The sequence below is a fragment of the Allobosea sp. BK604 genome, assembly GCF_004341515.1.
Taxonomy (GTDB): Bacteria; Pseudomonadota; Alphaproteobacteria; order Rhizobiales; family Beijerinckiaceae; genus Allobosea.
The window spans coordinates 340,990-358,667 of the sequence record NZ_SLZF01000002.1 but is presented as its reverse complement, the minus strand read 5'-3'; the positions used below and the strand labels follow the sequence as shown (position 1 = coordinate 358,667).

16 protein-coding genes and 1 tRNA gene are annotated in these 17,678 nt (G+C 63.7%); 9 read left to right on the top strand and 8 right to left on the bottom strand.

Annotated elements, in window-relative coordinates:
* Positions 1–15 precede the first annotated feature (15 nt).
* Both EV560_RS07135 and EV560_RS07130 read right to left on the bottom strand, forming a co-directional pair.
* The gene (locus tag EV560_RS07135; protein WP_131855042.1) at positions 16–786 is read right to left on the bottom strand and encodes an ABC transporter permease; all 771 of its coding nucleotides are present in this window, start codon (positions 784–786) and stop codon (positions 16–18) included.
* Between the two features lies 1 nt (position 787).
* Positions 788–1,954 carry a M24 family metallopeptidase gene (locus tag EV560_RS07130; protein ID WP_165923360.1) on the bottom strand — a complete coding sequence of 389 codons (1,167 nt, stop codon included), beginning with the start codon at positions 1,952–1,954 and terminating at the stop codon, positions 788–790.
* A 114-nt stretch (positions 1,955–2,068) separates the two neighbouring features.
* Here EV560_RS07130 and EV560_RS07125 point away from each other — a divergent pair, with 114 nt between their 5' ends.
* Positions 2,069–2,965 (top strand): LysR substrate-binding domain-containing protein, encoded by an 897-nt coding sequence (locus EV560_RS07125; protein ID WP_165923359.1) that lies wholly within the window; start codon positions 2,069–2,071, stop codon positions 2,963–2,965.
* Between the two features lie 417 nt (positions 2,966–3,382).
* Here EV560_RS07125 and EV560_RS07120 read toward each other — a convergent pair whose 3' ends face one another.
* The gene (locus EV560_RS07120) at positions 3,383–4,081 is read right to left on the bottom strand and encodes a TetR/AcrR family transcriptional regulator (protein WP_131855039.1); all 699 of its coding nucleotides are present in this window, start codon (positions 4,079–4,081) and stop codon (positions 3,383–3,385) included.
* A 269-nt stretch (positions 4,082–4,350) separates the two neighbouring features.
* Between EV560_RS07120 and EV560_RS07115 the strand changes: the two genes are divergently transcribed.
* From EV560_RS07115 to EV560_RS07105, 3 genes are all read left to right on the top strand, one after another.
* Positions 4,351–6,423, top strand: a complete 2,073-nt coding sequence (locus EV560_RS07115) for a hydantoinase/oxoprolinase family protein (RefSeq protein ID WP_207907964.1) — start codon at positions 4,351–4,353, stop codon at positions 6,421–6,423.
* Positions 6,420–8,117, top strand: coding sequence for a hydantoinase B/oxoprolinase family protein (locus tag EV560_RS07110; protein ID WP_131855038.1), 1,698 nt, complete (start codon positions 6,420–6,422; stop codon positions 8,115–8,117). Before EV560_RS07115 ends, EV560_RS07110 begins: the two co-directional genes overlap by 4 nt.
* Positions 8,118–8,185: 68 nt before the next feature.
* A complete protein-coding gene (locus EV560_RS07105) occupies positions 8,186–9,169 on the top strand; it encodes a TRAP transporter substrate-binding protein (protein WP_131855037.1) in 984 nt (327 codons plus the stop codon).
* A 142-nt stretch (positions 9,170–9,311) separates the two neighbouring features.
* Here EV560_RS07105 and EV560_RS07100 read toward each other — a convergent pair whose 3' ends face one another.
* The 4 genes from EV560_RS07100 to EV560_RS07085 are packed head-to-tail and all read right to left on the bottom strand — an operon-like array spanning position 9,312 to position 13,467.
* Positions 9,312–10,745 (bottom strand): amidohydrolase family protein, encoded by a 1,434-nt coding sequence (locus EV560_RS07100; RefSeq protein WP_131855036.1) that lies wholly within the window; start codon positions 10,743–10,745, stop codon positions 9,312–9,314.
* A gap of 15 nt (positions 10,746–10,760) precedes the next feature.
* Entirely contained in the window at positions 10,761–11,786 is a 1,026-nt protein-coding gene (locus EV560_RS07095) for an ABC transporter substrate-binding protein (protein WP_131855035.1), read from the bottom strand.
* Positions 11,787–11,810: 24 nt separating this feature from the next.
* A complete protein-coding gene (locus EV560_RS07090) occupies positions 11,811–12,584 on the bottom strand; it encodes an ABC transporter permease (protein WP_131855034.1) in 774 nt (257 codons plus the stop codon).
* 1 nt (position 12,585) lies between these two features.
* On the bottom strand, positions 12,586–13,467 hold the full coding sequence (locus EV560_RS07085; protein WP_131855033.1) for an ABC transporter ATP-binding protein: 882 nt from the start codon (positions 13,465–13,467) through the stop codon (positions 12,586–12,588).
* Between the two features lie 186 nt (positions 13,468–13,653).
* Between EV560_RS07085 and EV560_RS07080 the strand changes: the two genes are divergently transcribed.
* Complete coding sequence (locus tag EV560_RS07080; protein ID WP_131855032.1) at positions 13,654–14,412, top strand: GntR family transcriptional regulator; 759 nt, start codon at positions 13,654–13,656, stop codon at positions 14,410–14,412.
* 4 nt (positions 14,413–14,416) lie between these two features.
* Here the strand turns inward: EV560_RS07080 and EV560_RS07075 are convergent, their stop codons facing one another.
* Positions 14,417–14,824, bottom strand: coding sequence for a nuclear transport factor 2 family protein (locus EV560_RS07075; protein ID WP_131855031.1), 408 nt, complete (start codon positions 14,822–14,824; stop codon positions 14,417–14,419).
* A gap of 109 nt (positions 14,825–14,933) precedes the next feature.
* On the opposite strand from EV560_RS07075, the gene EV560_RS07070 reads away from it, so the two are divergent.
* From EV560_RS07070 to EV560_RS07060, 4 genes are all read left to right on the top strand, one after another.
* Positions 14,934–16,199: an amidohydrolase family protein gene (locus EV560_RS07070; RefSeq protein ID WP_131855030.1), complete on the top strand. Its 1,266-nt coding sequence runs from the start codon at positions 14,934–14,936 to the stop codon at positions 16,197–16,199.
* Positions 16,200–16,302: 103 nt separating this feature from the next.
* Entirely contained in the window at positions 16,303–16,455 is a 153-nt protein-coding gene (locus EV560_RS35720; protein WP_165923358.1) for a hypothetical protein, read from the top strand.
* Positions 16,452–17,327 (top strand): hypothetical protein, encoded by an 876-nt coding sequence (locus EV560_RS07065; protein ID WP_131855029.1) that lies wholly within the window; start codon positions 16,452–16,454, stop codon positions 17,325–17,327. The genes EV560_RS35720 and EV560_RS07065 overlap by 4 nt, the downstream gene beginning before the upstream one ends.
* Positions 17,328–17,575: 248 nt before the next feature.
* Positions 17,576–17,652 (top strand) — tRNA-Arg (locus EV560_RS07060).
* Positions 17,653–17,678 lie beyond the last annotated feature (26 nt).

The window sequence follows — 17,678 nt, the reverse complement described above, 5'->3', positions numbered from 1 at the left end:
GGTTTTGGATGTTGTTCAGGTGAGCCTGAGTTCGTCGCCCCGCATGCTCACATGCCAGGGCAGCGCCCAGGACTCGACTGCCTCGACCGCGTAGTAGAGAGCGAGCCCGATCAGCATCAGCAGGATGAGCACCGAAAACAGCAGCGGCGTATCGAGATTGGCGTTCGACCAGAGCAGCAGGTAGCCGAGCCCGGCGTCGGCGCCGACCCATTCGCCGACGACGGCACCAACCGTCGAGAACGCCACGGCGACCTTGATGCCAGAGAAGATCTGCGGCAGCGCGAAGGGCAAGTTGATCTTGCGGAAGGTCTTCCAGGCAGAGGCCTGCATCGAGCGCGCTAAGTCGCGCATGTCCGTCTCGACCGATTTCATGCCGGCGATCGTCGCGATGACTATCGGGAAGAACGCCACGGAGAAGGCGATAAGGATTTTGGGCAGAGCGCCGAGACCGAACCAGATCACGATCAATGGAGCGATCGCGACCTTCGGGAAGGCTTGCGAGACGACCAGCAAAGGCATGATCGCGCGCTCCAGCACTCGCGACCAGACCAGCAACATGCCGAGCGGGACGCCGATAAGCACGCTCAGGAGAAAGCCGCCAAGCGTGGTCAGTAGCGTGACCGTCGCATGCCAGAGCATGAAGTAACGATCGCTCCATAGCCGCTCCGCCACGGCGGCCGGAGACGGCACGAGATAGGTCGGGACGTTGAAGATCTGCACTCCGAAATGCCAGGCGGCCAGACAGATCAGCAACGCCGCGGTGGGGTAGCGCCAGGCGCCTGCCATGTCAGAACGCGACCTCGATGAGTTCACGCGGATAGTCGGTCAGGACCTCGCAGCCCGCATCTGTGACGGCGACGCTCTCGCTGAAGCAGAAGCCGAATTCCGGCATGAAGACCGAGGGCACGATGTGGAACGTCATGCCTGGCTCGATCACGGTCGGATCGTCGGGCCGCAGCGAGAGGAAGCGCCCCTCGGCCCAATTTGGCGGGAAGCCAATGCCGATCGCATAGGCTGTGCGATGGTCGAAATAGGTGGCGATGCCGGCCTTTTCGAAGACGGCGCGGCATGCCGCGTCGACGACACCCGAGGTGGTGCCGGGCTTCAGGGCCTCGATAGCGCGATCCAGCGATTCAATCACGATGCCGGCCAGCCGCTTCTGCTCGGCGGTCGCCTCGCCGGCGATGCAGCAGCGCGCGATCATAGCGTGGTAGCGGTTCACATTGCTGGCAGCCTCTAGGAAGACCACGTCTCCTCGCTTGACGGGACGCCTCTGCCACGTCGTGAAGCACACGCCCGTCGCCTGCCCAGTCACCACAAGCGGCACGCGGGTATATTCGCTGCCGGCGGCGGTCGCTCCGTGCAGCATCGCTGCGGCGAGATCGTTCTCGCTCGCGCCAGGCACGATCGCCTTCACCGCCGCATCAAGCCCGGCGACGGCGCAGCGCGCCGCCTCGCGCATGTAGCCGAGCTGTGTGGCGTTCTTGATCGTCCGCGCCCGCTCGATCACGCCGCCCCAGTCCTGCATGGGGTTGGGAAGAGCGTTCTTCAGTGTCTTCCAGGCTTGGACGGTCAGATAGGTCGAGCCGGTCTCGGCGCCGATCGCGGCCGAGGGGGCGACCCGCTCGCGCACCACGCCTGCTAGGATCGTGATCGCATCGTCGGTATCCTCGATCGCGACGAAGATGGGGATGTTCTCGTTGCACAGCGCGACCTGCTGGTTGACGCGCCGCGAGATCATTACGGGGCCACCCTCGCGCAGCACAAGCACGCATTGGAAGGTGAAATAGCCGATTGAGCGATAGCCGGTGAGCCAATAGATGCTCTCGGGATCGAAGATCAGAAGCGCGCCGAGGCCACGCTCTGCCATGTCGGCCTGCAGCAGCGCGAGGTTGCGCACGTAATAGTCACGCGCGAACGCCGTCTCCATGCGTGCATAATCACCCTGCGTCATCACCAAGCTCATCCAGACTGATCGAAAGCGTGCAGCCTACCACCCTTTCTCATGACCATCGAATACAAGTAACTCGCAGGAGCATAACCGTTCGGGTATGCTCGATTCATGGGCTTGAACATTCGCGAGATCGAGATTTTCCGCGCCGTAATGGACGCCGGGTCGATATCCCGTGCCGCGGTGGCACTGAACGTCGCTCAGCCGGCTGTCAGCAAATACGTCGCGCAGCTGGAGCGGCGTCTGGCGCTGAAGCTGTTCGAGCGCTACGGCAACCGCATCGCGCCGACTGCCGAGGCGAGGGCGCTTTTCACCCAGATCCAGCGGGTCTTCAGTGGGCTCGGCCAGCTCGAGCGCTTCATGCAAGACATGGCCCAGCTCCGCCGTGGGCACGTGACCGTCGCGAGCCTTCCGCTGCTGTCGCTCACGGTCATGCCGCAGGTCGTCGCCGCCTTCACGCAGGATCGCCCCGATGTCTCGATCGCCCTGCAGACACGCAGCTCGACACGGATCGCCGAATGGGTTTCCGCGCGGCAAATCGATTTCGGCGTCGGCATTTATGCCTCGACGCATAGCGGCGTGTCCTTCGAGCCGCTCGTCGACCTGGAGCTCTTCTGCGCGCTGCCGCCTGGGCACGAGCTGGAGAGCAAGGAAGAGATCGGCGTCCACGATCTTGCCGGACAGGACGTTATCGCGCTGAGCAATCACGACCAGTCGCAGATCGCGCTCGACGTTCTGCTCGATCAGCATCAGGTCATGCCGCGCCGCCGGATCGAGGTCTTCTGGACGTCTGTAGCGCTCGAACTCGCGATGCGCGGGGCCGGGCTTGCCTTCGTGGATCGACTGACTGCAGGTCGCGTGCCCGGAGGTGTTGAAAGGCTAAGACGCTTTCGACCTCGCCTGTCGCTACAGATTGGCTTGTTTTGGCCAGATCATTGGGAACCGCGCCCGATCGCTATAGCGCTCGCGGAAGCGATCCGTATAGAACTGGGCACGCAGCTAGATACTCGGTGAGCGGTGGGAAAAGCTACCGCTGTTATCGCGAGAAGTAGTGATCACGCCAGGGACGCCACTGAGAGCACTGCCCGTCGAAGGCACCGGCCTGAGGGAGCAGGTCCCTCCGAAGCTGGGAATTGTGGTAAGCGCGGTCCCGAATTTCATATTGTTCAACAACAAGTTAAGGCGCTTTGTAGGTCAGGCTAGACGCTTGGCTACATCAAGCGGCACGACCGAGCCACGCTGTCGCGCTAGAGGCTTTGTCTGCGTTGGCGGCGAGAGCTTGAACGCTGTCGCTGCGCTAACTCTGACGGAGCCGACTCGATTGCCGGCCGGCCTGATGCATTCGACAACACCGGCCGATGCGGTCCCGCCTGACGCCGAGCTAAGCGCACTGCCCGCCGAAGCCTGATTCAGCCAGCGAGCACCTAAGCGCTACGGTTTCAGGTAACTCATCACCATAGCGACGATATGTTCTTTGCGCTGCGCTAGAAACGGCGCATCTCCCAGGTTGCGTTTAAATATATGAGAGAGCGTCCATTGATTGGAGAGATAGAAGTAAGACAGGGCCGATATAGAAATATACAAATCAACCTCATCGATATCGCTTCTGAAGACACTTTTTTGGGATCCGAATTCGATAATCCGGTGAAATCTTTCCATGATAGGTTTATATATTGACCGAATCAGATCGGATGATTTTATATATTTTGCCCTGAGAAGGTTCTCCGTATTCATCAAGCTGATGATTTTCGGCGTTGCGACGAAGTAGTCGAATGTGTTTCTGATGATTTGGCGCATCGCCTCTTCGGGGTCGTCAAAATGAACGGGCAAGCTATCATGGTATTCTGCTAGCGCGTTCAATGATTTTTCTAGGACCGCGACATACAGGCTCTCCTTGTTGCCGAAGTAATGATAAATGAGGTTTTTGCTGACTCCGGCTTTGAGTGCGATTTCATCAACCCGGGCACCACCAAACCCGCCAGCCGCGAAGATCTCGAGTGCGGCCTCGAGGATCCGGCTCTTCGATTGCTCGGCATTTCGTTCGACGCGGCCTGCCCGTACGCGCCTGCCCGGGACCGGCCGGGGCGCAAGTTGGGGGAGATCCTTTTTGGGGTGCGGGGAAGCAGCCATGCATCATCTCTCAGCAATGACCTCGGACCGCTGCGATTACCGGTGCAATGGCTGGCCTTCGGGTCGTCCGGGCGGCGTGCGCCGTCTTATGTCCTCATTCCGACTGGTGTGCAACGCAGGTTGGCGCCCGCAAGCTAGGCAGAGGCTGCCGCAAACTCGGTCATCCAGACGGTTGACGGCCGGCCGACTCGTTATAGACTAACTAGTCAATAAATCGATGGACAGCCAACTGACGCCGACGCATGTCATGAGACGGAGGCATTTTCCGCGTGACCGAACAGGTAGTTGAGAGGGCGCCCGAGAGAGTTCTGCGTATCGGGGTCGATGTCGGTGGCACCTTTACCGACTTCCAGATTCTGGATGAGGGAACCGGTCAGCTTCACGAGTTCAAATCTGCAACGACGCCGGACGATCCTGCACGCGGCTTCACGGAAGGTCTGCTGGCAGCAGCGAAGCTATTCGACTTTCCTTTGGGCGGCGTCCGTCTCGCGATGCACGGCACGACAATCGCGACCAATGCGGTTCTGGAGCACAAACTACCGCGAGGCGCGCTGATTACGACCGCCGGCTTCAGTGACGTCTTCGAGATCGGCCGGCATCTGCGCCGGCACATATATGGACTCAAATCTGAGCAACGCTATGTGATGATCCCCCGTGCGCTTCGCTTCGGCGCCCGCGAGAGGATTTCCGCATCGGGCGAGATCAGCGAGCCAATCGACGAGCTCGCGGCGCTGGAGCTGGCGAAACGCCTTCGCGCGGAGGAGGTCGGTTGCGTCGCGATCTGCCTCCTCAACGCCTACATCAACCCCGTCCACGAGCGCGTGCTGCGCGACATTGTCGCGACCGCTTTGCCAGATGCGTATATTTCGCTGTCCAGTGAAGTGAATCCCGAAATCCGCGAATATGAGCGGATGTCGACGACGGTGCTCAACGCCCTGCTGATGCCGGTGGTGCAGCGCTATCTTGAGCGACTGAAGGCGCGCTTTTCCGATGTCGGGCTGCTGTCGCGTCTCTTCCTGGTGCAATCCAATGGCGGCGTCGCCAGCCCGGAAAAGGCCGGCGCCCATCCGGCCAGGTTACTTCTGTCGGGTCCCTGCGGCGGCTCGGTCGCGGCGCAGCAACTCTCCCGCAAGTTGGGCGAGCCCAATCTGATCGCCGTCGACATGGGCGGCACGAGCTTTGACGTGTCCGTCGTCCAGAACGGCCAAACCGCCAGCGTGGCGGAAACCAGCATCGAGGGCTTCCCGGTCAGGCTGCCCATGGTCGAGATCCGGACGATCGGCACAGGCGGTGGCTCCATCGCCTGGCTAGATTCCGGCAACCGCATGTGTGTAGGGCCGCATAGCGCCGGTGCCAATCCCGGGCCTGCCTGTTACGGGCATGGAACAGAGCCAACGGTCACAGACGCCAATTTGGCGCTCGGGCGCATCGACGAGGCGAATTTTCTCGGTGGCGGCATGCCGCTCGTGCCGGAGCGCTCCCGCAAGGCGATCTCGGACCGCATTGCGGAGCCACTCGGACAGGATCCCGATACCGCGGCCGAGGGCATCCTCGCGGTCGCGAACGCCCAGCTGGCCTCGGCCGTCCGCCTCAGCCTGTTCGAGAAGGGACTGGATCCGGCCGACTTCGCCCTAGTCGCCTTCGGTGGCGCCGGCGGCCTGCACGGCGCCGATGTTGCGGACGAGCTCGGGATCAGACGTGTGATCTTTCCTAGGAATGCCAGCACTCTGTCCGCATATGGCATTCTCTGGTCCGACATCGTTCACGACGCCTCGCGCTCGCTGCTATGTCCCATTAAAGACAAGACGGTCGACGAACTCGTGCCGCTCGTCGACGATCTCGTCGGAGAAATCCGCCGTATGCTCGATGACGACGCGATAGCCGAGGAACGGCGCGAGATCAGCCTGGCGACGGATATGCGCTACAAGGGGCAGGGGTTTGAGCTGTCGGTGCCCTGGGGCGATGTGATGCCGACACAGGCCGGACTGGCCCAGGCCGTCTCGGATTTCCACGAGATGCACCTGAGGCGCTTCTCGCATAACACGCCCGGCGCCCCCGTCGAACTCGTGACCGTGCGCGTCACTGGCAGGGGCCTTCTGCCCAAGCCACAGGTTTCGACCGCGGAGTGGAAACCTCCAGAGACCGAGCGCACGCGACGGGTCTTTCTTGGGGGAGGCTGGCGCGACGTAAGGACGCTCGATCGGACGACGATCGCTCCTGGCATCACCGTCCGGGGGCCGGCCCTGGTCACCGAGGATTTCTCGACCTTGCTCTTGCCGGACGGCTGGGAACTCACATCGGAGCCGAGCGGTGACCTGATCGCCGAAAGGCTCGCATCATGAACAGCACCGATCCGTTCCGCCTCGAAGTCCTACGGCAGGCGCTGGTTGCAACGGCCGAGGAGATGTCCATTGCGGTCTGGCGCACCAGCCGCTCGACTGTCGTGCGAGAGCTGCTCGATTACTCGACTGCGGTCTTCGACGCTGACGGCCGCAATGTCGCGCAATCCGCCAGGCTTCCGAACCATCTAAATTCGATGGGCCCCTGTCTGCAGGGCCTCCTCGAGACCTATCTCCCCGTTGACCAATGGGAAGAAGGCGACGTCATCCTGACCAACGATCCCTATTGCGGGGCTCAGCATCTGCCCGACCTCGTCGTCTTTCGGCCCGTTTTCTTCGAGGGACGGCGTATCGCAATCACGGGGGCGATGGCGCATCATGTCGATGTCGGCGGCGGTGCGGCCGGCAGCTACGACGCCAAGGCGACGGACATCTTTCAGGAAGGCATCCGTATCCCGCCGCTCCACCTGATCAAGCGCGGCGTTCTCAACGCCCAGGTTCTGGACCTGATCCTACGCAATGTGCGCGAACCGGATATGGTCAAAGGCGATCTGTTTTCCCAGATTGCCTCGCTCTCGATCGGTCAGGCCAGCATCCTGAAGCTGGCTACCAAATATGGTGCATCCTTCCTGACCGATGCTGCTGCGCGGATTATTGCTGAATCGGAGCGCCGCATGCGCAGCGCGATCTCGGCCGTTCCCGATGGCGTCTATCGCTTCGAAGATTTTCTCGACGACGACGGGATCACTGCGGACCCGTTCAGGATCGCGGTGACGCTCACGATCGAAGGCGACCGGATGCTGGTCGATCTTTCGGGTTCGAGCCCACAGGCGACCGGACCGATCAATTGCACGCTGAACATGACCAAATCCGGCATCTACTACGCCCTGATCGCAGCCATCGCGGGCGATGTGCCAGCGAATGCGGGCTGCTATGCGCCGATAGAGGTCATCGCGCCGGCAGGCTCTGTTGTGAACTGCCGCTTCCCAGCCCCGGTAGTCGCGCGCATCGCCGTCTGCCATCGCGTCGTCAATGTCATCATGGGGGCTCTGGCCCAGGCCGTGCCGGATCGCATTCCCGCCTCGTATTATGGTGTCAGTTACGTTTACGCACTCGAGGCGCTGCACGCCGATGGATCGCGCCAAGTCTATCTGGACGCTGAGATCGGCGGCTATGGTGCGGACAGCGAGGATGACGGAGCCAGCGCTCTCTCCGCGGGGATTCACAACATTCCCAACACGCCGATCGAGATGATCGAGGCGATGTATCCGGTCACCTTTACGGAATATGGCGTGCGCCCAGATTCGGGTGGCGCGGGCCGCCAGCGAGGCGGGCTCGGCGTTATCCGCGAATGGCGGTTGGATGCGCCGCAAGGGATCCTGGCCGCCGCCTTCGATCGATTCAAATTCGCGCCCTACGGACTCTTCGGAGGCGGTCCCGGAGGACTTGGGCGACTTAGCCTTCGACGCAATGGTGCGGTTGAGGAGCTCGACTCGAAGGTCGCCGGCATCAGATTGCGGCGCGGCGACATCGTTCGCGTCGAGACATCCGGCGGAGGCGGCTACGGTGAGCCCGGCGAGAGGCGGCGGCAGGCGCTAGAGAGCGATCTCGCCAATGGCTTCGTCAGCCCATCCCAGGCGCGAGAACTCTACGGCTGGCGGTCGACTGAAGCGGAGCAGGCGGCAACGGCGCGCTGAAAACCGCAAAGCTTGGCCGGACCTTTCGGATGATGCCACGTCAACCACAGGGGAACGGAGACGACAGCATGACACGGATCGATTTCATCAGGAGCGCGTTTGCCGTCGGACTGCTCGTTGCGACTGCGAACGTAACCGTGGCCCAGACCAAGTGGAATCTGCCCAACGCCTACCCGGCCGACAATCCGCACACCGAAAACCTCTTTGCCTTTGCCAAGGACGTTGAGGCGGCAACGGGCGGCAAGCTCTCGATCACGGTCCACCCCAACGCCTCGCTGTTCAAGGGGCCGGAGATCAAGCGCGCCGTCCAGACCGGCCAGGCGCAGATGGGCGGCGTCCTTCTCTCGATTCACGAGAATGAGGCGCCGATCTTCGGCATCGACGTCGTCCCCTTCCTTGCGACCAGCTTCGCTGAAGCCAAAAAGCTCTACGCTGCGTCAAAGCCGGCAATCGAGAAGAAGCTCGACAGCCAAGGCGTCAAGCTGCTGTTCATGGTCCCCTGGCCGCCACAGGGCATTTACGCCAAGAAGGACCTGAACACTGTTGAGGATATGAAGGGGCTCAGGTGGCGCGCCTACAATGTGGGCACCGCACGCCTTGCCGATCTGCTCGGCATGCAGTCAGTCACGATCCAACATGCCGAACTGCCTCAGGCGCTTGCGACGGGCGTCGTCAACGCCTTCATTTCATCGGGCAGCATCGGGTATGATTCGAAGGTATGGGAGACGCTGACCCATTTCTATGACGTCCAGGCTTGGCTCCCGAAAGAAGCGACCCTGGTCAACAAGGCGGCCTTCGAGGCGCTCGACAAGCCAATCCAAGAGGCCATCCTACAAGCTGCTGCAGCGGCTGAAGAGCGTGGCTGGAAGAACCTGGAGGTGAAGACCAACTGGTATCTCGATCAGCTCAAAGGCAAGGGACTGCAAGTGCAACCGCCATCGCCTGCGCTAAAAGTCGGCTTCGAGAAGATCGGTGAGCAGCTGACATCGGACTGGCTGAAAAAGGCTGGCGCAGATGGGCAGGCGGTCGTCGATGACTATAGGAAAATGTGAGCATGATCGTCGAAAATTGTGAACCGGCTAACGTTGGCGTGTGAGCACTCGCGGGCTCCGAAATTGCTTTTAAGCGGGACGCACCTCATCGGTGCGAGCAAATGGCACAGCTACGCCACAGGACCGCGCGGCGGTATCTCGCCTAGCTGCACCCGGCATGCCCGAACCAGCGCGCAGTCGCGTCTTCCAATGTCGGCCAGGCCGCTCGCATCGCGGCAAAGGCCGGCAGGTTCTTCCGGAAGAGCGAGCGCAGCTCCGCCTGGAGGGCGTCGAGATCGATCCCGGCCGGCTGTCCGTCGCGCACGATCCGGCGGCCGGCTACCACAACATCGCGCACGCAACTTGCATTGCCCCGCGCGAAGAACAGGTCGAGCGGGTCGACCGGCATGATGGCATCGCGGTCGAGCCGGTCGAGGTCGATCACGGTGAAATCAGCCGGGGCGCCGGGGTCGAGCGTGCCTAGAGCAGGCGCGCCGACGGCCCGGCGGCCATTGCGGACTGCCCGTTCCAGGAACTCTGCGCGGCTCCAGTTGCGCTTGAAGCCCAACCCGTCATGCGCGAGCTGGACGAGGCGCAGCTCACGGATGGCGTCATCGTCCTCGTCGAGCGCGGCGCCGTCGACGCCGACCGCGATGGCGCAGCCGCGCCGGTGTGCGTCGGCGATCGGCCCGAGGCCGGAATGCAGGTGCAGATTCGAGCTGAAATTGGTGACGATGGTCGCGCCGGCCTCGGCGATCAGGTCGAGTTCGTCCGGCCGGGCATGGACGCAATGGGCCAGTGTCAAGCGCTCCGACAGGAGCCCGATATCTTTGAGAAAACGCACCATTCCGCCCGGAAAGGTCCTGTCGGCCCAGGCGCGCTGGTAGATCGTCTCCAGCAGATGCATGTGGACCCGGCGCGCGGTCGCGGCGGAGCGCTCGGCGATGGCCTCGAGCAGCGCCGGCGAGCACCATTGAACCCCGGCCGGTCCATATTGGACATCGACCAGCGGCCCGGCGATGACGGCGTGGATCTCATCGACCAGATCGAGATAAGCGGCAGGCGGGGAGGGTGTCCTGACGAACAGCGCCTCGACGGGCTGGCGCGCTTCGGCCGGAAGCGCGTCGAGAAGCGCGTTGCTGTCGCCATAGACGAGCGGGTTCTGGTCGCGCACCGCCAGGGCGAAGGCGATGCGGATACCGACATCGCCTGCCGCCCGGGCGATCTGCCGGGCCTCCTCCACGATCGGCATGGTGCCGCTGGGGCGCGTGTAATGGACCATCATGGCGCCGCAACCGGCACGCGCCGTCCGTGCGAGCGAGACAGCCGCGGCGAGATACGGGTCTGGCGGCGTGCCGAGCGCGGAGCGCAGGATCCAGGTCTCCAGCGGCATGTTCGATGCGCCGAAGGACGTCGCGCTCGGCCGCGCGTGATCATGCGCGTTGACCAAGGCAGGAATGATCAGGCGGCGCGGACCCGGTTGCGCCGGCTGGTCCGGCAGGACGGCGCCGATGACGCCGTCCTCGTAGCGAAGCGCGGCACTCGCGACGAGCTCCTTGCCGGTGAACAGGCTCGTCGCGAACTCCGTTTCGCTCATGGCGTGGTCCGCCCCTCAGTTCGCGGTATAGACCAGCTCGCGCTCGGCCTTCGGCGGCAGGAACTGGCGGGAGAAGATTTCCTCCGGCTTCGGCGTGCGCGCAAGCTGGTAGCCCTCGACGATGATGCCGATGGCACGGGCCATGCGGTCGTCCTTGGTGTCGCCGACGCCGATCTCCTTCATCTCCGGCGAGACGATGAGCTCGCTGAAGGAATATTGCAGGCGCCGCTTCTCGACCTTCTCGTCGACGAGATTGTCGAAGTTCATCACGCCCTTCATCCCGAGATTCTGGTCCTTGCCGATCTCGATCATCGCCTTGTTGGTGGCGCGCACCAGCCCGGCCACCGCCTTCGGATTCTCCTTGAGCAGCTTCTGCGACACCATCAGGCCGTTCGAATAGAGGTCGAGGCCATAATCGCCGAAGGTCAGCCAGTTGAAGTCCTTGTCCGGGTCCTGCCGGTTGAGCAGCAGGTTGAAATAGCCGGTGATGTTGAAGACGAGCGCGCCGTCGATCTCGCCCTTGATCAGCAACGGCTCCTGCAGGTTCGGCGCCATGTTCGAGAGCTTGATCTTGCTCATGTCGACATTGTTCTTGCGCGCGAAAACCTCGAGCAGGCGGGTCGTCGGCGTGCCCTGCGAGCCGCCCAGCGTCTTGCCTTCGAGATCGGAAGGCTTGGCGATGCCGGTCGCCTTCTTGCTGGAAATGGCGAAAGGCGGACGGTTCCAGATCATGTAGACCATCACCGGCGCCTCGCCGGGCTTGGCCGCCGCGTTCTGGATGATGGCGTTGACGTCGCCGAAGCCGGCGTCATAGGCGCCGCTCATGATGCGCGTCACCGTGGCGCCCGAGCCCTCGCCCTGGTCGATCTGCACGTTGAGCCCCTCGGCCTTGTAGTAGCCCTTGTCGCGGGCGACGAAGAAGGCGGCGTCCGACCCTTGCGTCTTCCAGCCCAGCGTGAACTTGATGTTCGTCTCCTGCGCCAGGGCCGGGCCGGCGAAGGCGAGGCCGGTAAGCAGCGTCGCAGCGAATGTCCTCAGCATGATGGTTCTCCCCTCGTGACGTGATCAGGCAGCGGCGAAATCGTTCTTGCGGGTGGCCCAGCCGGTGACGCGCATCTCGATCAGCGAGAAGGCGACGTAGAGCGCGACGCCGAGCCCGGCGAGGATGAAGAGCCCGGCGAAGACCAGCGGCACGTTGAAATTGGATGAGGCGCTCATCATCACGTTGCCGATGCCGCGATTGGAGGCGACGGTCTCGGCCAGCACGGTGCCGACGAAGGCATAGGTGACGGCAACCTTCAGCGAGGCGAAGAAGAACGGCATCGTCCGCGGCAGGCCGACATTCCAGAGAATGTCGAGCTTGCTGGCGCCGAGCGCCTTCAGCACGTCCTCCATCTCGGGCTCGGTGGTGGCGAGGCCGGTCGCGATGTTGACGACGATCGGGAAGAAGCAGATCGCGAGCGAGGTCAGCACGGCAGGCACAGTGCCCGAGCCGAACCAGAGCACGAAGATCGGCACCACCGCGACCTTCGGGATCGAGGAGAAGCCGATCAGCAGCGGATAGGCGGTGTCATAGGCCGTGCGCGAGACGCCGATGATCGCGCCGAGCACGACGCCGAGCGCGACCCCGAGCGCAAAGCCGAGCATCGTCGTCGCCAGCGTCTGCAGGATATGCGGCCAGAGGATCGGCATGCGTTGGAACAGCGTCGCGAACACCTGGCTCGGCCGCGGCAGGATCAGGTCCGACATGCCCGAGACGAGGCAGAACACCTCCCAGCCGACGAAGAACAGGACGATCAATCCAGCAGCCCAGAACTTGCGCTTCAGGGTCTCGGACATGTCAGGCGCTCCCTTCTGTCGGCTTGGCCGAGCGGGCATCGACGATCAGCTCGCGCAGGCGCTGGTTCAGCGCCACGAAGTCCGGCTCGAAGGTCATGGCGATGCTGCGCGGCCGGGCGAAGGCGACGGCGCTGTCGTCGATGATCCGGCCGGGCCGCGCGCTCATCACGCAGATGCGGCTCGCCAGGAATCCGGCCTCGCGCAGATCATGCGTCACCAGCAGCACCGTCGGCCGGTGGGTCAGCCAGAGTTCCTGCAGGATCGCCCAGAGCTCCTCGCGCGTGAACTGGTCGAGCGCACCGAAGGGCTCGTCGAGCAGCAGCATGCGCGGCTCGTGGATCAGGGCGCGGCAAAGATTGGCGCGCTGGAGCATGCCGCCGGAGAGCTGCCAGGGAAATTTGCCGGCAAAGCCCTGCAGCCCGACCTGCGCCAGTAGGGCATGGGCCTTGTCGCGGAAGCTGCCGCGCTTCTCCTTGCGGAAATGCGAGCGGAAGGGCTCGACGATTTTCAGCGGCAGCATGACGTTCTGCTCGATCGTCAGCCAGGGCAGCATGGTCGGGTTCTGGAAGGCCATGCCGAGCCTGAGTGCCTTGGCCGCGACCTCGCGCCCGCCGACGATGACGGCGCCGGACGTCGGCTGCACGAGGCCGCTGACCAGCCGCAGGATGGTCGACTTGCCGCAGCCGGACGGGCCGACCAGCGCGAGGAACTCGCCCTCCGCGATGCGCAGCGTCGTTTCGGCGAGGGCAGGGACGGCGTTGGCACCGCGCCCGAAAGTGACCGAGGCCTGCGACAGCTCCACGGCTAGCTGTGCCCGTGCGGTCGGTTCCCGGTCCGGCTCCGGTGCATTCACGACGGCGAGAAGAGGGCTGGTCTTGCTCATGACTGAAAGTGCATGCAATTGGGATGCCATAATGCATTCCAGTCAAACACCCCGCGTGGGCCTCACGCGGGCACCGGGCGCAATGCGCTCGACGCGGGCGTGAGCAAGAGGAACGGCCCGCTGCATGCATTGCGCATTCCACGGGGACGGCGCTAAGACGGGCTGATCCAGGATTGGACGACGAACATGGCGCGTGACGGTGGCGGAGAGAGCGGCTCCTCGGACAAGGTCGGGCTGATTTGCCGTGCCTTGCGCCGTGCGATCATCGAACAGGCGCTGGAGCCGGGCGCCAAGCTGCCCGAGGATGCGCTTGGTGAACGTTTCGGCGTCAGCCGCACAATCGCGCGCCATGCGCTTGGGCAACTGGCTGCGGAAGGGCTGGTCGAGCTGCGCCGCAACCGCATCGCCGTGGTCGCGACGCCGAGCTGGCAGGAGGCCCGCGACACATTCGATATCCGCATCGAACTGGAGCGCCTCGTCGTGCGCCAGCTCGCCGGGCGGCTGAGCAAGACGCAGCTTGCGACATTGCGAGCCCATGTCGATGCCGAGGATGCCGCGCGCGGCGGTCCGGACGCGGTCTCGATCCGGCTCGCGACCGAGTTCCACATCCTGCTGGCAACGATGACGGAAAGCCCGATCCTGATCCGCTATGTCAGCGAGATCGCCTATCGCTGCTGCCTGACGTTGTCGCTGTTCAGCCGGCCGCATTCATCGGAATGCGCGATCAACGAGCATCGGCTGCTGATCGACGCGCTCGAGGCGGGGGATTCCGAGAAGGTGGCGAGCCTGATGCACCTCCACCTCGACTCGGTCGCGGAGCGCGCGCTCGTGGCGCAGGCCAAACCGCGTGGCCGCGACATCATGGACATCCTGGCGCCCTATGCCGAGACTGCGCCCGCCGCTCCGCCGCCCTCGCGCAAGCGCCGCCTGGATGCCGCCGAATAGCGCTTCAGGCGGTGATGCCGCGCTGCTCCAGGATGCGCTCGGCGCTGTCGTTCCAGACGTCCATCTTGACGATCAGCCCGTCGCGCACGACGAAGCGGTCGACATAGCGATTGCCCTCGAAGGCCGTGCCATCGGGCCATTCGCCATAGAGCGTGCCGGTGCTGTAGACGATCGTCTCGCCTTCGCCGGGGCAGACGTCGAAGCGCTCCATGCGCTTCTTCACCCAGCGATAGCGCAAGGCGTTGAAGCTCGACGGACCGCTCGGATGATCGAACAGCCGCCCGCCGGTGAAGGTGATCGGCGTGCCGGGCCGCATATAGCGCGCGGCGCCCTCCGGATCCGGCACCATCGAGGCTTCGAGATAGGCTCGCACGATCCCGGCGTCCGAGAGCGCGTCAACACCGTGCAGCATGGTCTGGTCCGTCGTGAGACAATCTGTCGGGGCCGAAATCCTATCGTCTCGGCACACAAAGTGCATGCATGTTTTTTACTCAATTGAATACCAAGCGATAAGCAGAACCATGCCGAACGACCGCGCACTCGATCTTGTTTTCCGCCAGGCCACGATCGCCGGCCATGACCAGCCGCGGGATATCGGCGTGAGCGCCGGGACGATCGCGGCCATCGCCCCGCGGATCAACTGCGACGCGCCGGAGATCGATGTCGCTGGGCGGCTCGCCCTGCCGGGCTTCGTCGACAGCCACATCCATCTCGACAAGGCCTGCCTGCTTGGCCGCTGCGGCCACGACCATGGCGGGCTCGCCGGCGCCATCGCATCCGTCGCCATGATGAAGCGCGATTTCACCGAGGCCGATGTCTACGCGCGCGGTGCCAGGGTCATCGAGAAGGCGATCGGCAAGGGCACGACCCGGATGCGCACCCATGTCGAGGTCGATCCCCGCGTCGGCCTGCGCAGCTTCACGGCGATCAAGGCGCTGAAGGCGGATTATGCCTGGGGGCTCGATCTCTCGATCTGCGTCTTCCCGCAGGAGGGGCTGACCAACGATCCCGGCACCGAGGAACTCCTGGTCGCGGCCTTGCAGGATGGGGCCGATCTTCTCGGGGGCTGCCCCTACACCGATACCGATCCGGCGGCGCAGATCGAGCGGCTCTTCACGCTCGCGCGGCGCTTCGACGTCGACCTCGATTTCCATCTCGATTTCGATCTCGATCCGAGCTGGATGCATCTCGACGAGGTCTGCCGGCAGACGCAGCGCCATGGCTGGGGCGGCCGCGTCGCCATCGGGCATGTCACCAAGCTCTCGATGGTGCCGCCCGACAGCCTCGCGACGATCGGACAAAGGCTCGCCGACGCTGGCGTCGCCCTGACGGTGCTGCCCGCGACGGACCTCTATTTGATGGGGCGGCAGGAGAGCCATGCGAGGCCTCGCGGTCTCGCGCCAGCGCATCTGCTGGCCGGGCAGGGGGTCGTCTGCTCGGTCGCGACCAACAACGTCCTCAATCCGTTCACGCCGTTCGGCGACGGCTCGCTGCTGCGCATGGCCAATCTTTACGCAAATGTCGCGCAATGCGGCCCGCACGAATTCGGGCAGTGCCTCGCCCTGGTGACCACCGCGCCGGCACGGCTGATGCGTCTCGACGATTACGGCATCGCGATCGGCAATCCCGCCGATCTGGTCATCCTGGATGCCGCGACGCCCGCCGATGCGCTGGCGGAGATCGCGGAGCCGGTCATGGGCTTCAAGCGCGGGCGCCTGAGTTTCGAGAGGCCGCCGGCGCGGCTGAACATGCAGGTCGCGAGAAAGCCCGCCGGACTGCTGGGGTGAGAGGGCATCGCCCGCCGAACCCAACCAGACGATGATGCACGCATTCGTCGTTGTGCGCATCGCTGTTCGCCCCTAGGTTCCGCACGGGCAAGGGGGACTACAAATGGCCGTTCAGCCGACCGCCCGGGGCGTGCATATGGGCTGGCACGTCAACAATCGGCCGATCGACGGTGGCTACGTCGTGATCATCGCCGAGCTGAAGGCTCTGGAAAAGGAGATCGCGGAGCGGTTGGATGAGTTGGAGGCGATGCTGTGACAGGAGCCGGGAAGCCGGCGGCAAACCGCAAAACGCCCCCTCGACGCAAGCCTGCCGAGACGAGTCGGCAACCGGCGTACTGGCCGGTCTACGGATTCCGCACGCCGGATCGTGACGGCTGGACGCTGATCGCGGCTGATGGCGCCTCCGCGATCGCGAAGTCCTGGGCGCTCGAGAGATTTCCTGAGCTGCGCGAATGGCGGGCGATCGACCGCACGCTGTGGACCGATCCGGCTGCCCATAAGATACTGCGCTTCGCCGGCGAGCCGGATGCCTACGATCTCGGCAATTCTCCGGCTGAGACAGCGCATGTCTGGGACTATCGCGCGCTGTGCTGGCGCGCCTCTGGCGAGCGGATCGAGCCGCCAGCCCAAGCCGAGCGCGTCGAGACCGTTGTCGTAGAGTTCGGCCCGCCGTCCTGGGGGTGGATTGACCTGAGCCTGCGGAGTGAGCGGCAGCATACGGAGATACCGCTGAGCGAGGTGTTCGATCCGTTTGCAGGCAGCCTGACCCGCTGGCTCGAACACATTGCCACCAATATGCCGGCCCGACTTGTCGTCGATAGCGAGGGGTCTCTCGCGAGGCTGGAGGTCGTGCCTTCGACGGCCGATCTCGTCTACCTTGTTTGCACTCCCGTCGACGCCAGCCGAAGCGAATTCATCGTCGAGATGTCACGGAAACGGCTCGTGGCCGACTTCTATCGCTCGTTGGTGAACTTCTGGGAGGGGCCTGCGCTGCGAGACAATTGGGACATGTGGATCCTGGCATTGAAGGACCCGGACCTGCGCGACAACGAATACGCCAGTCTTCAAACGCCGTGGAGTGTGCGATCGCAGGTGGTCGAGCGCTACCTGTCGGAGAACGCAATTTGAGAGCGCGGAGCGAACCCTCGAACGACGTCGCTGAGCGCCGCCCGCCCGAGGAGACCATCACTCGGCTCAGTGCGCTGGAGGGGGAGGCTGCTGGTAGACTGGCCGAATTGGAGATTATGCTGTGAGTTGACCGAGTGTTCCTCGGGGTGATGTGATCGAAAATCAAAGGTGGTGTTTCGGACGTTTGCTCCGTCGCAAATCCCTCGTTGCCGAAGCAGCGGCAATCAGCTATCCACCTTCCACGGTTAGCGCCCGTAGCTCAGCTGGATAGAGCGTTGCCCTCCGAAGGCAAAGGTCACACGTTCGAATCGTGTCGGGCGCGCCATTGTTTCCAATGGCTTGGAATGTCAT

Bases quoted from the DNA above. Each gene is read 5' to 3' on its own strand.
- EV560_RS07135 (WP_131855042.1), bottom strand. From the start codon at position 786: ATGGCAGGCGCCTGGCGCTACCCCACCGCGGCGTTGCTGATCTGTCTG.
- EV560_RS07130 (WP_165923360.1), bottom strand. From the start codon at position 1,954: ATGACGCAGGGTGATTATGCACGCATGGAGACGGCGTTCGCGCGTGAC.
- EV560_RS07120 (WP_131855039.1), bottom strand. From the start codon at position 4,081: ATGGCTGCTTCCCCGCACCCCAAAAAGGATCTCCCCCAACTTGCGCCC.
- EV560_RS07110 (WP_131855038.1), top strand. From the start codon at position 6,420: ATGAACAGCACCGATCCGTTCCGCCTCGAAGTCCTACGGCAGGCGCTG.
- EV560_RS07105 (WP_131855037.1), top strand. From the start codon at position 8,186: ATGACACGGATCGATTTCATCAGGAGCGCGTTTGCCGTCGGACTGCTC.
- EV560_RS07100 (WP_131855036.1), bottom strand. From the start codon at position 10,745: ATGAGCGAAACGGAGTTCGCGACGAGCCTGTTCACCGGCAAGGAGCTC.
- EV560_RS07095 (WP_131855035.1), bottom strand. From the start codon at position 11,786: ATGCTGAGGACATTCGCTGCGACGCTGCTTACCGGCCTCGCCTTCGCC.
- EV560_RS07090 (WP_131855034.1), bottom strand. From the start codon at position 12,584: ATGTCCGAGACCCTGAAGCGCAAGTTCTGGGCTGCTGGATTGATCGTC.
- EV560_RS07085 (WP_131855033.1), bottom strand. From the start codon at position 13,467: ATGAGCAAGACCAGCCCTCTTCTCGCCGTCGTGAATGCACCGGAGCCG.
- EV560_RS07080 (WP_131855032.1), top strand. From the start codon at position 13,654: ATGGCGCGTGACGGTGGCGGAGAGAGCGGCTCCTCGGACAAGGTCGGG.
- EV560_RS07075 (WP_131855031.1), bottom strand. From the start codon at position 14,824: ATGCTGCACGGTGTTGACGCGCTCTCGGACGCCGGGATCGTGCGAGCC.
- EV560_RS07070 (WP_131855030.1), top strand. From the start codon at position 14,934: ATGCCGAACGACCGCGCACTCGATCTTGTTTTCCGCCAGGCCACGATC.
- EV560_RS35720 (WP_165923358.1), top strand. From the start codon at position 16,303: ATGGCCGTTCAGCCGACCGCCCGGGGCGTGCATATGGGCTGGCACGTC.